This window comes from Crossiella cryophila (assembly GCF_014204915.1).
Classification (GTDB): domain Bacteria; phylum Actinomycetota; class Actinomycetes; order Mycobacteriales; family Pseudonocardiaceae; genus Crossiella; species Crossiella cryophila.
Genome location: NZ_JACHMH010000001.1, coordinates 5,946,861 through 5,961,945, shown reverse-complemented (window position 1 = coordinate 5,961,945; position 15,085 = coordinate 5,946,861). Strand labels below are relative to the sequence as shown.

12 protein-coding genes are annotated in these 15,085 nt (G+C 71.9%); 7 read left to right on the top strand and 5 right to left on the bottom strand.

Going from position 1 to position 15,085, the window contains the following annotated elements; translation table 11 throughout:
* Positions 1-21: 21 nt before the first annotated feature.
* A complete protein-coding gene (locus HNR67_RS26090) occupies positions 22-1,200 on the top strand; it encodes an exonuclease domain-containing protein (protein WP_185004854.1) in 1,179 nt (392 codons plus the stop codon).
* Here the strand turns inward: HNR67_RS26090 and HNR67_RS26085 are convergent.
* The 4 genes from HNR67_RS26085 to HNR67_RS26070 form a co-directional block, all read right to left on the bottom strand.
* Entirely contained in the window at positions 1,148-2,368 is a 1,221-nt protein-coding gene (locus HNR67_RS26085; RefSeq protein WP_185004853.1) for a glycosyltransferase 87 family protein, read from the bottom strand. The genes HNR67_RS26090 and HNR67_RS26085 overlap by 53 nt on opposite strands.
* A complete protein-coding gene (locus HNR67_RS26080; protein WP_185004852.1) occupies positions 2,365-4,242 on the bottom strand; it encodes an ArnT family glycosyltransferase in 1,878 nt (625 codons plus the stop codon). The genes HNR67_RS26085 and HNR67_RS26080 overlap by 4 nt, the downstream gene beginning before the upstream one ends.
* On the bottom strand, positions 4,239-5,117 hold the full coding sequence (locus HNR67_RS26075) for a TauD/TfdA dioxygenase family protein (protein ID WP_185004851.1): 879 nt from the start codon (positions 5,115-5,117) through the stop codon (positions 4,239-4,241). The genes HNR67_RS26080 and HNR67_RS26075 overlap by 4 nt, the downstream gene beginning before the upstream one ends.
* A gap of 308 nt (positions 5,118-5,425) precedes the next feature.
* Positions 5,426-6,229, bottom strand: a complete 804-nt coding sequence (locus tag HNR67_RS26070; protein WP_185004850.1) for an L-tyrosine/L-tryptophan isonitrile synthase family protein — start codon at positions 6,227-6,229, stop codon at positions 5,426-5,428.
* Between the two features lie 269 nt (positions 6,230-6,498).
* On the opposite strand from HNR67_RS26070, the gene HNR67_RS26065 reads away from it, so the two are divergent.
* Entirely contained in the window at positions 6,499-7,458 is a 960-nt protein-coding gene (locus HNR67_RS26065) for a LysR family transcriptional regulator (RefSeq protein ID WP_185004849.1), read from the top strand.
* A gap of 819 nt (positions 7,459-8,277) precedes the next feature.
* A complete protein-coding gene (locus HNR67_RS26060; protein WP_185004848.1) occupies positions 8,278-9,210 on the top strand; it encodes an aldose 1-epimerase family protein in 933 nt (310 codons plus the stop codon).
* On the opposite strand, the gene HNR67_RS26055 is transcribed toward HNR67_RS26060, so the two are convergent.
* Positions 9,135-10,046, bottom strand: a complete 912-nt coding sequence (locus tag HNR67_RS26055) for a helix-turn-helix transcriptional regulator (RefSeq protein WP_185004847.1) — start codon at positions 10,044-10,046, stop codon at positions 9,135-9,137. The genes HNR67_RS26060 and HNR67_RS26055 overlap by 76 nt on opposite strands.
* A gap of 161 nt (positions 10,047-10,207) precedes the next feature.
* Here HNR67_RS26055 and HNR67_RS26050 point away from each other — a divergent pair, with 161 nt between their 5' ends.
* The 4 genes from HNR67_RS26050 (at position 10,208) to crtI (ending at position 14,972) form a co-directional block, all read left to right on the top strand.
* Positions 10,208-11,203, top strand: coding sequence for an aldo/keto reductase (locus HNR67_RS26050; RefSeq protein WP_185004846.1), 996 nt, complete (start codon positions 10,208-10,210; stop codon positions 11,201-11,203).
* A gap of 71 nt (positions 11,204-11,274) precedes the next feature.
* Positions 11,275-12,315 carry an oxygenase MpaB family protein gene (locus tag HNR67_RS26045; protein ID WP_185004845.1) on the top strand — a complete coding sequence of 347 codons (1,041 nt, stop codon included), beginning with the start codon at positions 11,275-11,277 and terminating at the stop codon, positions 12,313-12,315.
* Positions 12,316-12,355: 40 nt separating this feature from the next.
* On the top strand, positions 12,356-13,462 hold the full coding sequence (locus HNR67_RS26040; protein ID WP_246492596.1) for a polyprenyl synthetase family protein: 1,107 nt from the start codon (positions 12,356-12,358) through the stop codon (positions 13,460-13,462).
* The gene (gene crtI, locus HNR67_RS26035; RefSeq protein WP_344965482.1) at positions 13,455-14,972 is read left to right on the top strand and encodes a phytoene desaturase family protein; all 1,518 of its coding nucleotides are present in this window, start codon (positions 13,455-13,457) and stop codon (positions 14,970-14,972) included. The genes HNR67_RS26040 and crtI overlap by 8 nt, the downstream gene beginning before the upstream one ends.
* Positions 14,973-15,085: the final 113 nt, after the last annotated feature.

The following is a 15,085-nucleotide window of genomic DNA, read 5'->3' as shown; positions in this document are numbered from 1 at the left end:
TCGCTACGGATCGGGGGTTCGGTGGGCTTCGCGGTGGTGGACGTCGAGACCACGGGCTTCGCCGCAGGCCGCGACCGGGTCATCGAGATCGCCGTGGTCCAGCTCGACGCCCAGGGCGCCATCACCGGCGAGTGGTGCACCCTGGTCAACCCGCGCCGTGACCTGGGCCCGCAGCACATCCACCGGATCACCACCCGCGAGGTCCTGCCCGCGCCCACCTTCGAGCAGATCACCGGCGACCTGGTCACCCGCCTGGCCGGCCGGGTCCTGGTCGCGCACAACCTGACCTTCGACGCCAGGTTCCTCAACGCCGAACTGACCGCCGCGGGCGTCCTGCCCCCGCCCGAGGCCCTCGACGGCCTGTGCACCATGACCCTGGCCCCGCGCTACCTCACCACCGATCGCCGCAACCTGGCCGCCTGCTGCGCCGCCGCGGGCATCCCGCTGACCAACGCGCACTCGGCCCTGCACGACGCCCGCGCCACCGCGGCCCTGCTCGCGCACTACCTCGCCGCGGGCCACGACGACTGGTCCCCGCACCTGGAAGCGGCCCGCTCCCGCCCGTGGCCGTTCATCCCCGCCCTGGACACCCCGGTGGTGCACCGGAGCCCGCCCGGCCAGCCGGTGGCCCGCCGTCCCCGCCGGGACGGCGACCCCACCTACCGCCGAACGACCCGGAACACGGCCGCGTACCGCACCAACCCGGCGCCCGGCTCCGCCACTGCCCCAGCCCAGCACGGCGCTGCCGCTGCCCCTGACCCCGCGGCACCATTCCCGCGCAGTTCCTCGCCCCAGACCCGTCCGCCCTTCTCCGCCGCCAATCACCATTCCCCCGCCGACACCCGTTCCTCCGTCGCCCCCCGCTCCCCCGCCGAACACCACTCCGCCGCGGTCCCCAACCCCCCTGCCAGCGGCTACCCCACCGACGCGGAGCTGCCCGCCGGATTCCGCCTGGATCCCGGCGACCGCATCGCCTTCACCGGCCAGACCGACCAACCCCGCGAGCAGCTCCAGGCCCACGCGGCCGCCGCCGGCCTGGTCACCCACCCGGAGAACGTCTGCCGCTGGACCAAGGTCGTGGTCGCCGCGGACCCGGACTCCCTGTCCACCAAGGCACGCAAGGCCCGCGACTACCAGATCCCGATCATCACCGAACCGGTGTTCGCACGCCTGCTCGCCGAGCTGCGAACGCCAGGATGACCAGGAACCCCAACGGATAGGCGTTCTGGTAGAGCAGTTCCAGCCCGCCGGCGGTCGGCAGCCCGATCAGCCCCAGCGGCGGCAGGTCCATCCGGTGGCCGTTGAGGAAGTGCATCGGCCAGGCGAAACTCAGCACCGCGGCGAACACCCCGACCGCGCGCACCGCCACCCCGTCCACCAGCAGCGGCAGCAGCGCGATCAGCAACGGCACGAACCACACCCAGTGGTGACTCCAGGAGATCGGCGACACCATGGCCGCGGTCAGCCCGACCACCGAGATCGCCAGCAGCAGCCGACCGTCCCGCTGTGCCCGCCGGGCCACCCACAGCCCGGCCGCCGCGGTGAGCGCGGCCAGGGGCAGCCACAGCCAGAGCGGGGTGCTGTCCACGCCGAGGATCCGGGACAGCATCCCGTTGAGCGACTGGTTCATCTGGTTCTCCACGTCGCCGACCCGCTCGGTCACCGCGAACGTGCCGGTCCAGAACCGCAACGTGTCCCCCGGCAGCGACACCAGGCTCACCAGCACGGTCCCGGCCGCGGTCACGGTGGCCGTGGCGGCCGCCCGGTACTGGCGGGTCAGCAGCAGGTGCAGGATGAAGAAGGCGGGCACGATCTTGATCCCGGCCGCGATGCCCACACCCACCCCGCGCCAGCGCTCCGGCAGGTGCAGCAGGTCCACCATCACCAGGGCCATCAGCAGCACGTTGACCTGGCCGAGGTAGGCGGTCCAGGACACCGGTTCCAGCCAGAACAGCAGCGCGGTCAGCCCCAGGGTCAGCTGCCCCAGCTCCCGCCCGCGCGGCACGCCGATCGCCCGCAGCCCCACCCACACCACCGCGGCCAGCGCCGCGAGGTTGGCCGGGAACACCAGGTACTGCCCCAGCACCTCGGGCCCGAAGGCCAGCGGCACGAACAACAAGGCCGCGAACGGCGGGTAGGTGAAGGCGAACATGCCGCCCGCGATCTTGCCCGGGTACAGCGCCTCCCCGGTCAGCACCGCCTCGCCGCCCGCCCGGTAGACCTTGAGGTCCCAGAAGTCCGACATCACCACGTATCCGGTGATCACCCAGTGCACCGCGGCCAGCGTCACGAACAACGCCGCCGAGCCGACCGCGATCGGCACCGCGTACCGGGCCAGCCTGCGCAACGGGAGGGGCAGTTCGGTCATCGGGCACCCGCCTGACAGTCGTAGAGCGTTTCCGGGGCATCGGGCGGACCACTCGGGCCCTGGTAGTCGGCGAAGGGCACGGCGAGGCAATGCTCGGCGACCCACCGCTGCCGTTCCTGGGCGATCGGTCCGCCCATGCCGCCGTGGAAACCGCCGATCATGACGAAGCGCAGCGCGCGGGTACGCACCAGCGCGTCCAGTTCGGACAGTGCGGGCACCCCGGCCGCGCCGGTGAAACCGCCCATGGGCAGCACGCTGTGCCCGAGGCGCAGGTAGGGCGCCGCGGTGTTCACGGTCGGCACGGCGAGCAGGTACTTCTCCCCGCGGTGCCGCTGTCCGACATAGCTGAGCAGCCCCCGGTTCGGGGTGACCATGTGCATGTCACCCAGCTCCGGCGGCAACGGGGTGTCCGGCGGCAACCCGTGCATGGCGGCCATCCCCGCGGCGGGCAGTGGATTGCCCGGCCCCGCGACGGGGTTGAGCGCGGTCAGGCTCGGGAACGGCTTCCCGGACGCCTCGACCGACCAGACCGCCGGTGCGGCCAGCAGCACCAGCACCGCGCCGCCGATCGCCGGGATCCGCAAGCGCGGCAACGGGTGCAGCGCACCCACCACCAGCACGACCACCGTCACCGTGGTCAGCCCGAGCACCAGCACGGTCAGTCCGGGCAGGCCCTCGGCCGCGGCCGAGGGTTCCACGGCCCGTGCCGACAGCACCGCCGCCCACGCCCCGGTCACCGCCACACCCAGTGGCAGCAACCAGGCCGTTGTGCCGCCCGCCGACCACAGTCTGGCCAGCAGCACCAGGCCGGCGCCGGACAGCGCCGCGATCGCCGGGGTCAGGGCGGCCGCGTAGTACGGGTGGATACCGGTGGCCGCGCTGAACACCACCGCGTGCGTGCCCAGCCACAGTCCCCACAGCAGCCATCCGTCCACTGTGGACCCGTGCCGACGACCGAACACCAGTCCGGCCACCAGCGCGAGTACCGCGAACGGCAACAGCCAGGCGATCTGCGTCCCCAGTTCGGCATTCGCCAGCCGCCCGAGGCCGGGCGGACCACCGAAGTCCGCGAGGAAGCTCGCCACCTGTCCGGAGGCGGCGTCGGTGTGGACGAACCGGCCGAGTCCGTTGTACCGGAAGGCCATATCCCACACCGAGTTCGCGGTGCTGCCATCCACATAAGGCCGATGTGCGGCGGGGGTCAACGCCACCAGCACCAGCCAGGCGCAGGCCACCACCGCGGTCGTGAGACCGGCCAGCAGCACCCGCGCGATCCGTGCCCTCACCGGCACGGAAGCCTTTACCAGGTAGGGAATCGCCAGCGCGGGCAACACCAGCAGAGCCTGCCCGAGCTTGACCTGGAAACCCAGTCCCACCCAGATCCCGGCCAGGATCAGTGGCCAGGTCCGCACCGATCGTAGCGCAAGAATCGTGGCGTGCGCGCCACCCACCAGAGCGAGCACCAGAAGTGTGTCCGGGATGTTGACCCTGGCCAGCACCACGGTGATCGGGGTGAGCGCGAACACCAGCGCGGCGAGCAGTCCGGCCCGGGTCCCGGCCCAGCGGCGCACCGCGTCGTGCAGCAGCGGCACGGTGGCCGCGGCCGCGAGCGCCTGGGGAAGCAGCAATGCCCAGTCGTGGAAGCCGAACAGCCGCACCGACAGCGCCTGCGCCCACAGCGCGCCAGGGATCTTGTCCACGGTGAGCGTGCCCGCCGGATCGATCGCCCCGTAGAGGAAGGCGTGCCAGTCGGCGCTCATCGCGCGCACCGCGACGGTGTAGTAGTAGTGCGGTTCCACCGAGCCCGCGGCCCAGAACGTCAGTCCGAAGGTGGCCAGCGTCAGAACCGTGACAGCGATTGTGTTACGGTTCACCTGGACTCGTTCCGCTCCACGTCAGGACCCGCGGGGTTGCGGAACGGCGGTTCCCCGAGCACGTGCACCCGGCGAATGTGCCGCGGCGCGCGGTGGGTGAACGCGGTCCGCCCGTGCAGCAGCGTGTAGTTGTCCGCGATGACGAGGTCACCCTCCTGCCAGGTGTGCTCGTAGTACCAGCGCGGATCATGGGTGGCCGCATGCAGTTCGGTCAGCAGCGCGGGCACTTCCTTGTCCGGCAGTCCGGCGAAGGCTTGCTCGGGCCGGTTGCGGAAGGTGTCGTCGTCGGCACGCGGCGGCTCGTTGTAGCGCATGGTCGGCTCGCCCGTGCGCGGATGTGGCACGACCAGTGGCGAGACGGCCTGGCCGCCATAGTGGCTCAGGTTGGGAATGCGGTAGGTCACCTCGACCCGCGACCAGCGTTCGAGGCTGGCCGACGAGGTGTGCGCCAGCATCCTCGCGCTGTCACAGAAGGTGGTCGCCCCACCCTGGCCGCCACCGGGCGCGCTGACACAGTGGAACACCTGGAATTCCGGGATATAGGGCCGGTACATGCCGTCCCAGTGCAGTGGCACGTAGGAGTGGTCGAAGATGTGGTCGGCGGGAGCCTCGGCCTCGATGAGTTCGAGCACCGCACCGAACGGCCACATCATGATCTCGCCCCAGGTCTCGCTCCACGCGGCCAGTTCCTCCGGACCGGCGAAGGAGGCGAATCCACGCAGCAGCAACAGGTGGTGCGTCCGGGCCAGTTCACGCAGCAGACCCACCGGCAACCGGCGCGGGTCCTGGCCGGAACCGGTCGGTTCGATGAGCAGGCCGACCGGATCCAGCGCGGTGGCGGTGGCGCCGGGCAGGTCGAGGGCGAGGTTCGTCATGGCGGTTGTGCTCCTTGAACGGGGCAATGACGGTCGGAGCGGGCAGGTCAGCCGCGAAGGTCGGGGCAGGGGTCAGGGCAGGACGTGGTGGCGAGGCAGGGACCAGGACAGGAGACGGTCGCGCGACAAGGACCGGGGCGAGGACACGACGGTGCCGTGAAGGCAGGGCAGGGCACGACGGCGAGGCAGGGACCAGAGCCGGACGCGGTGACCCTGCCTGGGCAGGACGTGGTTGCGAGACCGCGGGTTGACGCAGGACGTGCCGGCGAAGTGGTGGCCGGAATCGGACGCGGTGGCGAGATGGCCGCTCATGGCAGGACGTAGTGGCTGGGTCGACCGCCCCGGTGTACGAGCCGCGCACCCAGTTGTTCGGCCTCGATCCGCTTCATCAGGGTGAAACCGCCGGGCTCGTGCACCGCCACCGCGTGCCAGGGCGTGAGCCAGGCGTCCGGGGTGCGGCCGAGCAGCAGGCCGAGTTTGGCCGCGCCGCAGGGCTGCGGGTGGATGGACAGCCGTACCGCGTCCGGGAACCGGGCGCCGACCAGATCGCCCCAGGCCCGGCTTCGGGCGACCACGCCGTAGGCGCGTTGGCGGCTTTCCCGTTGCAGTGCCGAGCGGGTGCCCGAGTAACCGGGGCCGTATCGGTCCTCCAGCAGGAAGCGGACGATGCCGAGGTACATGGCGCGCAGGTCGGCGTCGGCCCCGATCCGCGCACGCAGGTCGGCGATCGGTTCGGTGTACTCCGCGTCGAGCAGGCGGCGCAGTGATTCCGGGCATGAACCGGGCGCGTAATCGTCCAATGTGTACAGATCGAGCCGGTCCGAACCGGTTGCGCGGATGAGCGCGGCCATCTCCTGCTGGTAGGCGGTGATCTCCTCGTCCGGCACGCCGATCAGGTCGCCGAAGACCCGGCCGTCGGAGCAGATGGTGAGCCGGGCGCCCGGTGGGTACAACTCGGTCAAGTCGGCGCACAGGTCGCTGAGGAAGCCGACTGCGAGTTCCTCGGCCAGGTCGGGGAGGTGGCCGAGGACCTTGTCCCGGTTGGGTGATTTGGCCGGAAAGGCGGGCAGTACGAACTGAATCGGCTGGTTCCGCCCAATTGCCCGGATCACCGCGGGCACGTGCGCGGAAAGGCACCGGGGGCACGGACTCTGTCCGCACGGCCCGCCATTGCGTGCTTTCCGCTGGTGCGCCAGCACAAGTTCGAGCACCCGCGTGGCCAGCCGCGCCGGCGTCGTGGAGGACAACATGCAACTCATTAGAATTTGAACAATTCGGCGGGGGCCACTGACACCTCGCCATGACCGCAGAACATGGTTGGGCCGGTCAGGGGACGATCAGCGGCTACGCGGCCAGGTCAGCGGGTCCTAGCATCGAGATCATGGACGTGGAGATCCGGCACCTGCGGATGATTGGGGCCATCAGCGAGGCGGGCAGTCTCAGCGGCGCGGCCACCAGGCTCGGCCTGACCCAGCCGGCCCTGACCCGCCAGCTGCAGCGGCTGGAACGCGCCTTCGGCGGCATGCTGTTCCACCGCGACCGCAACGGAACCCGTCCGACCGCGCTGGGCGAGTTGGTGGTGCAACGGGTACGGGTCCTGGTGCCCTCGGTGGACGAGCTGATCCAGGAGGCCCGCCAGCACGGCGCTCCACTGTCCGACGGCCCGGCCCGGATCCGCGTGGTGGCCCACCCGACCCCGCTGCCGGGTCCGATCACCGAACATCTGCACGAACTGGCCCCCGAGGCCGACATCACCCTGCGGCAGGAACGTTCCGGCCAGACCGCGATGGAACTTCTGGCGGGTGGCGCGGCGGACCTGGGTGTGCTTGCCGAGCACCCTGGCATGCCCCTGGACCGTCCGCCGGGCGTGACGGTGCACACCATCGCCACCGAGCCGCTGTTCATCGCCGTCGCAACAGGACATTCGCTAGCAAACGAATTCGAGATCTCCCTGGCAGACCTTTCCGAGGAGAACTGGATCCTCCCCCAGGGCCTGGAAATCCGCTGCGCCGAATACCTCCGCGGCATCTGTGCCAATGCCGGTTTCATCCCCCGCATCGCCTACCGCCTGGACAGCTTCAACGCCCGCGAATTCCTCCGCCGCGGCCTGGGCGTCATGCTCGCCCAAGCCACCTTCCGCCTGGAGGAGGGCATCTCGGTCCGCCCCTTCGCCGGCGCCCGCCCGGACTTCCGCCACATCCTCGCCTTCCGCACCGACAGTCCCCTGACCCCGCTGACCGACACCCTGGTCAGCAGCGCGATCCGCGCCTACTGGGCCAAGGCGGACCAGGCCCCGGTCTACCGAAGCTGGCTGTCCCGTACCGACGAACTGGCCGGCTGACCCACCCCGCCACCGTCACCACACCCCGGTCATCCCGACCACTACACCTCGGTCGTTCCGAGCACACCCCGGTCGTTCCGAGCCAAACGACCGAACCCGGGCCAGCACACCGGCCACACCGCACCGCATCTCACCGCTCCACCAGCCTGACCCATGCCAGGCGAGGCATCACGCACCACCAGCCACCCTCACCCGCGATCCGCCACGCTCACCCACCGCCAACCACGCTGCTCACACACCACTAACCGCACTCCTCCACCATCCGCCACGCTCACATCACCACCACACCCACGCCATCCGCCACGCTCACACCACCACCGCGCTCACACCATCCGCCGTGCTCACACCACCCACTGCCCTGACCCAGCACCCAGTACCCTCACGCGCCGCCGACCGCCCTGTGCTCCTTCCTCGTCACCCGTGCCCCCCGGGCCATCAGCACCACCCGCGAATTCGGTGCCAACGGCACCTTCGGTGGGCCCGTATCAGCCCGCCCGCGCTGTGTCCGTTGCCCACAACGCCCATTGCCCGCCACGCCCCTGACCGCCACAGCGAACACAGCCGCCCCACGGCCAATCCCGCGACACATGCCCGCCACAACAGCCCGGCCCCTGGCGAAACCACCACCCGGAAGGCGAGCCCGCTCGCACGCCCCGGTGGCGACATCCGGCCTACGCCGCCCGGTGCCGTCGCAGGTCCGGATCCGCGCCCGCATCTCCGCACCTGACCACCGCTCGCCGAACCCGCGCACAGACGTGGCAGGCGACACACTCTGACGAGCGACTCGGCCACACCGCCCTGGATGACACAATCCGCGCCATGACGATGAACGGGCGCCTGTACGAGATCCGCTCTGGCCGGCACACCGCGGTGGTGGCCGGAGTGGCCGCCACGCTGCTGTCCTGGCGGGTTGACGGCGTCGAGCGGCTGCTCACCCACGCGGCTGACGAACTCGGCGACAGCTACCAGGGCAAGACCATCGTGCCGTGGCCGAACCGGATCGAGGACGGGGTCTACACCTTCGGCGGGGTGCGGCACCAGGTCCCGCTGAACGAGCCGGATCGCGGCGCCGCTCTGCACGGGCTGCTGAGCTGGACCGAGTGGTCACTGGTCGAGCACACCGAGGACCGGGTGGTGCTGGCACAGGACCAACGTCCGCAGTACGGCTATCCGTTCGCGCTCTCCTTCCGCATCGAACACCAGGTTGACGCCGACGGCGTCCGGATCACCTTGCAGGCCACCAACACCGGCGCGACCCCGGCACCCTTCGGCGCGGCGCACCACCCGTACCTGGCCACCACCGGACCGGTCGAGCTGACCGTCCCCGCGGCCACCTACTACCCCACCGACAACCGCCTGCTGCCCATCGGCAAGGAGTCGGTGACCGGCACCGCGCTGGACTTCCGCACCGCCCGCTCACTCGGCTCGGCGGCGCTGGACACCGCCTTCACCGACCTGGTCAGGGACGAGCGCGGGCACGCCGTGGCCCGGGTGGCCGACGCGACCGGCACGGCCACCGAGCTGTGGCTGGACGGCGGCTACGACTATCTGCAGGTCTACACCGACGACTACGCCCCGGCGGCACGCACGCCGCGTTCCGGCATCACCATCGAGCCGATGACCTGCGCGCCGAACGCCTTCAACAGCGGCGACGGGCTGATCGTGCTGGAGCCGGGTCAGAACTGGAACGGCTCCTGGGGGTACCGGTCCATCGCCTCCAGTTCCTCCAACGCGGCCTCCGCCTCGGCCTGATCCTCCGGGGACTGGTTGGCCAGCATGCCGAGCAGTTGCAGGCGGTCGTGGCTGACGGTGCCGGGCTCAGCGGAGTAGACCAGTAAACGCTGGTCGTGCTCGGGGGTCAGCAGGATCTCGCAGTGCACCTCGATAAGTCCCATCTCGGGGTGCAGGAAGCGTTTCTCGTCCGACCGGCGCACGGCGACGACGTGTTCGTCCCAGAGTTCGGCGAACTCGGCGCTGCTCGCCCGCAGGGCCCGGACGAACTCCAGCACCTCCTTGTCCTTGGCCCTGCGGGCCACGGTGGCCCGCAGGTCCGCCACGTGCACCCGCGAGTGGTGCGCGTGGTCCTCGGCCGGGAACAACCCGCGGGTCTCCGGGCGGGCGAACCAGCGCCAGTAGAAGCTGCGGTCCCAGCCGTGCGCCGAGACCAGATCACCCATCAGGGCGACCGAGAGCGGGTTCTGCGCGAGCACGACACCGAGGTCGGAGACCACCTGGGCGGGGTAGTCCCACAGCCGGGCGAGCAGTGGGCGCAGGCTGGGCCGGATCGTGGTGGTGGGCTCCTGCGGGACCGGTGGCTCGTGCCCGGCGAGCAGGTACAGGTGGTCTCGTTCGTCGTCGGTCAGGTGGAGCGCGCGGGCCAGGCTGGCCAGCACGTGGGTGGTCGGATGTCGGCCTCTGCCCTGTTCAAGGCGGGTGTAGGTGTCGGTGGAGACACCGGCGAGGCGGGCCACCTCCTCGCGGCGCAGGCCGGGGGTGCGGCGGCGGGTCTTCGCGGCGGCGGCCAGCTCGGCGGGCTGCAGGCGGGCCCGGCAGCGGCGGAGGAAGTCGGCGAGTTGGGTTCGGTCCACGGCTCCACCCTGCCCTGTCGCACCGACAGTTATCCAGGGACTCCGAGTCCCTGGGACGCCCGGTCCCAGGGACTCGGAGTCCTCTCCTCAATTCGGCGCGGGCGGGGCAGGCTCGGTGCAGCGGCAGCTTCGCCGCGGAACCGACTGGAGGATCCACCGTCATGATCACTCGTCCCCTCGGCACCACCGGCCCGGCCGTCGGCGCGCTCGGCCTTGGCTGCATGGGCATGTCGGACCTGTACGGCCCGGCCGACCGGACCGAGAGCGTCGCCACCATCCACGCCGCCCTGGACGCGGGCCTGACCGTGCTGGACACCGGCGACTTCTACGGCATGGGCCACAACGAGCTGCTCATCGCCGAGGCGCTGCGTGGCCGCGCTCGCGAGCAGGCCGTCATCAGCGTCAAGTTCGGCGCGTTGCGCGACGCCGGGAACAACTGGCTGGGCTTCGACGCCAGGCCGGCCGCGGTGAAGAACTTCGCCGCGTACACCCTCAGGCGGCTGGGCACCGACCACATCGACGTCTACCGGCCGGCCCGGCTCGACCCGGAAGTGCCGATCGAGGACACCGTCGGCGCGATCGCCGAGCTGGTGCGAGCCGGGCAGGTGCGGCACATCGGGCTGTCCGAGGTCGGCGCGGAGACCCTGCGCCGGGCCGCCGCGGTGCACCCGATCGTGGATCTGCAGATCGAGTACTCGCTGATCTCCCGCGGGATCGAGGCCGAGATCCTGCCGGTCTGCCGCGAGCTGGGCATCGGTGTCACCGCCTACGGGGTGCTGTCCCGGGGCCTGCTGTCCGGGCACTGGGCCGCCGGCCGGCCGATGCCTGCCGGGGACTTCCGCGCGCACAGCCCACGGTTCGCGCCGGAGAACCTCGGGCACAACCTGAGCCTGGCCGAGGCATTACGCGCGGTGGCCGAGCCCCGCGGCGCCACCCCCGCTCAGGTGGCCATCGCCTGGGTGCTGCATCAGGGGCAGGACATCGTGCCGCTGGTGGGCGCGCGCAGGAGGGAGCGGCTGACCGAGGCGATCGGCGCACTCGACCTGGAACTGTCCGATGTGGACCTCGAGGCGATCGAGCGAGCAGTACCGGCGGACGCCGCTGCCGGAGCACGCTATCCGGAACCGTTGATGGCGCACCTGGACAGTGAGCGGTGACCCCGGATCGGCCCATGTCGCCCGGCGGGGCGGGTGGGTCATGATGGAGGCTCCCCGTCGAGGAGTCCGCCATGACCGAACCCGGCCCCGGATCCCTGTACTGGCGTTACGCGGGTGATCGCCGTTCGCTGCTGCTGCTCGGTCGGGTCGGTCTGCTGGAGCTGATGTTCCCGGCGCTGGGCGCGGGCGTGGTGGAGCACTCGGCGTTCTACACCGAGCCGTGGGCGCGCACCCTGCGGTCGATCCCGCAGATCGCCGGAGTGGTCTACGACGGTCCGGCGGCCGAGTCGACCGCGCACGGCATCCGCGGGCTGCATCACGGCATCACCGGCCGGGATGAGCAGGGGCGGCGGTACCACGCCCTTGATCCGGAGGTGTGGTTCTGGGCGCACGCGACCATGTTCGATGTGGTGCTGCGGCTCGCGGAGGTCTTCGACCGGCCGTTGACCGAGGCGGAGCGGGAGCGGTTCTACGCCGAGTCGGTGCTGATCTACCGGCGGTACGGGGTCAGCGATCGGCCGGTGCCCGCGGACTGGGCGGAGTTCCATGCCTACTTCGAGCGGGTGTGCGCCGAGCAGCTGGAACTCACTCCGGCGGCGCGGGCGTTGCTGGACTTCGTGGAGCGGCCGGAGGCGATGGCGCAGCCGTGGCTGCCCGCTCCGCTGTGGCGGCTGGTCGCGCCGGCGGCGGGCCGGGTGCTGTGGTTCCTGACCCGCGGGTCGCTGCCACCGGTGGTGCGGGCGAAGATCGGCGCGTCCTGGCGGCCGGTGGACGAGCGGCGGTTCCGGCGGTTCGCGGCGGCGGTGGCCCGGGTCTGGCCGTTGCTGCCCTACCGGCTCCGCTACCTGCCTCGGGCGCGGGCCGCCTTCGCCAGGGCCGGGCTGGCCGAGGGCGACCGCGCGGGCGGCAACCGGAGCGGCGGCAGTCGCACTGGCGGCAGCCGTGTGGGCAGCGGCCGTATGGGTGGGAAGCCTGTGGGTGGGAAGCCTGTGGGTGGGAAGCCTGTGGGTGGGAAGCCTGTGGGTGGAAGCAGCGCGGGCGGCGACCGGCAGTCTTGGCTTCGTCGCAGGTCAGCCTCGTTCGCGGATGCGCGTTCCCGGTCCGGCGGCTAGCGTCGCGAGACGGGAGGCGCGGCGAGCGGAGGAGGGGGACTTGCCGGTCCAACAGGTGGTGTTCGCCGAGGAGCTGGCCGAGGCCGGGCTGGAATCGGCGATCGAGGAGTTCCTGCGGGCGCGGGGCGAGGGCGACGTGCGGGCGGGGGTCGATCCGGCGGTGGTGCGGGCCCTGACCGAGTTGGCGCTGGCCGGTGGCAAGCGGATCCGGCCGGCCTTCGCCTGGTGGGGCTGGCGGGCCGCGGGTGGCGATCCGGCCGGTGAGCGGGCCGACTCGGTGGTTCGGGCGCTGGTGGCGCTGGAGTTGTTGCAGTGCAGCGCGCTGGTGCATGACGACGTGATGGACCGGTCCTCGACCCGGCGCGGGCAGCCCGCGGCACAGGTGGTGTTCGCGGGTCGGCACCGGTCGGCGGGCTGGTCGGGCTGCGCGGAGCGCTTCGGTGACGGGGTGGCGATCCTGATCGGTGATCTGGCGCTGGCCTGGGCGGATGACGCGCTGGTCAGTTCCGGGGTCAGCCACGACATGCTGCGGCGGGCCTGGCGGCCGTGGCAGGCGATGCGCAGTGAGATGGTGGCCGGTCAGTACCTCGATCTGCGGGCGCACGCCAAGGGCGAGGACTCGGTGCCCGCGTTGTTGCGGGTGGCCCGGTTGAAGACGGCCAGCTACACCATCGAGCGGCCGTTGCAGCTGGGCGCCGAGCTGGCCGGGGCGGCCGAGCCGATGGTGAGCCGGTTGCGGGCGTTCGGGCGGTCGCTGGGGGTGGCCTTCCAGCTGCGCGATGACCTGCTGGGGGTCTTCGGCGATCCGGCGGTGACCGGCAAACCGGTGGGTGATGACCTGCGCGAGGGCAAGCGGACCCCGCTGCTGGTGCTCGGGCTGCACCTGGCCGAGCGGACCGGGCGGCCCGCGGTGACCGAGCTGCTGACCGGGATCCTGCGTGACAGTGGGGAAAACCCGGTGGAGGAGTCCACTGTGGACCGGGTCAGGCAGGCGCTGACCGAGGTCGGGGCGGTGGACGCGGTGGAGCGGATGATCGAGGAGCACACCGCGGCCGCGCTGGCGGCGCTGGCCTCGGCGGACCTTCGTGCGGGCCCGGCCGGGCAACTGGGTACGTTGGCCAGGGTGCTGACCGAACGCGATCACTGACGGGTTCGGCAGTCGGCGGACGACCGAACGGAGTACGGCCATGCGGCGGGTGACCGGACGGAGCGACCACGTCCTGGTCGTCGGTGGTGGGCTGGCCGGGTTGTCCGCGGCCCTGCACCTGCGCGGCAGCGGCCGCGAGGTGACCGTGGTGGAACGCGAACCGCATCCGGGTGGCCGGGCCGGGCGCCTCGACGTGGACGGGTTCCGCCTCGACACCGGGCCGACCGTGCTGACCATGCCGGAACTCATCGACGAGGCGCTGCACGCCGTCGGCGACTCCCTGGCGCGACGCCTGGAACTGCTGCCGCTGCACCCGGCCTACCGGGCCCGCTTCGCCGACGGCACCAGCCTGGACGTGCACACCGGGGCCGAGGCGATGGCCGAGGAGGTGCGACGGTTCGCCGGACCGGCCGAGGCCCAGGGCTACCTGCGGCTGCGGCAGTGGCTGGGCCGGTTGTACGCGGTGGAGCGGGACCGGTTCATCGGGGCCAACTTCGACTCGCCGCTGGATCTGGCCGGCGTCTCGCTGGCGAAGCTGGCGGCGCTGGGCGGGTTCGGGCGGCTGGGGCCCGCGGTGGGGCGGTTCATCCGGGATCCGCGGCTGCGGCGGGTGTTCTCCTTCCAGTCCCTCTACGCCGGGGTGCCGCCGCAGCGCGCGCTGGCCGCCTACGCGGTGATCGCCTACATGGACACCGTGGCCGGGGTGTGGTTCCCGCGCGGCGGCATGCGGGCCCTCCCCCAGGCCATGGCCGAGGCCGCCGCGGCCGCCGGGGTGCGGTTCCGCTACGGCGAGACCGTGGAATCCCTGGAGGGCCGGGGCGGCCGGGTGCTGGCCGCGCACACCGCCACCGACCGGATCACCTGCGACGCGGTGGTGCTGACCACCGACCTGGCCGCCACCTACGAGCTACTCGGCCACCAGCCGCGCCGCCCGGTGCCCCTGCGCTGGTCGCCCTCGGCGGTGGTGGTGCACCTGGCCGCCGAGCAGACCTCGCCGGACCTGGCGCACCACACGATCAGCTTCGGCGAGGCGTGGGAACAGACCTTCACCGAGATCACCACCGGCGGGCGGCTGATGTCGGATCCCTCGCTGCTGCTGACCACCCCGTCGCTGACCGATCCGACCCTCGCCCCGCCCGGCCGGACCGGGCACTTCCTGCTCGCGCCCTGCCCGAACCTGGTCGACGCGCCGCTGGACTGGGACCGGATCGGCCCGCGCTACGCCGAGGAGCTGGTGACGGTGCTGGCCAAACGCGGCCTGCTGCCGGACCGGGCCGCGGTGACCCGGCTGTCGCTGGTGACCCCGGCGGACTGGGCCCGGCAGGGGCTGTCCGCGGGCACGCCGTTCGCGCTGGCGCACACCTTCGCCCAGACCGGGCCGTTCCGGCCGGGGAACCTGCCGAGGGCGTTCGCGAACGTGGTGCTGGCGGGGGCGGGCACCACGCCCGGGGTGGGGATTCCGCCGGTGCTGATCTCCGGCAGGTTGGCGGCTCAACGCATCACGGGCTGAACGCCGCCGCGGCGACCGCCCCGCCACGAAGGCGGCTGCCTACCGGCCCGGCCGCACCGGGAGACCGGCCGCCGCCCGAGCCCAGGCCGACCGCTCCCTACGATCGTGACCGG

What these genes read in the sequence shown, in the direction of transcription:
- HNR67_RS26045 (WP_185004845.1), top strand. Translation starts at nt 11,275, where the DNA reads ATGACCGAACCCGGCCCCGGATCCCTGTACTGGCGTTACGCGGGTGAT.
- HNR67_RS26060 (WP_185004848.1), top strand. Translation starts at nt 8,278, where the DNA reads ATGACGATGAACGGGCGCCTGTACGAGATCCGCTCTGGCCGGCACACC.
- HNR67_RS26065 (WP_185004849.1), top strand. Translation starts at nt 6,499, where the DNA reads ATGGACGTGGAGATCCGGCACCTGCGGATGATTGGGGCCATCAGCGAG.
- HNR67_RS26075 (WP_185004851.1), bottom strand. Translation starts at nt 5,117, where the DNA reads ATGACGAACCTCGCCCTCGACCTGCCCGGCGCCACCGCCACCGCGCTG.
- HNR67_RS26050 (WP_185004846.1), top strand. Translation starts at nt 10,208, where the DNA reads ATGATCACTCGTCCCCTCGGCACCACCGGCCCGGCCGTCGGCGCGCTC.
- HNR67_RS26085 (WP_185004853.1), bottom strand. Translation starts at nt 2,368, where the DNA reads ATGACCGAACTGCCCCTCCCGTTGCGCAGGCTGGCCCGGTACGCGGTG.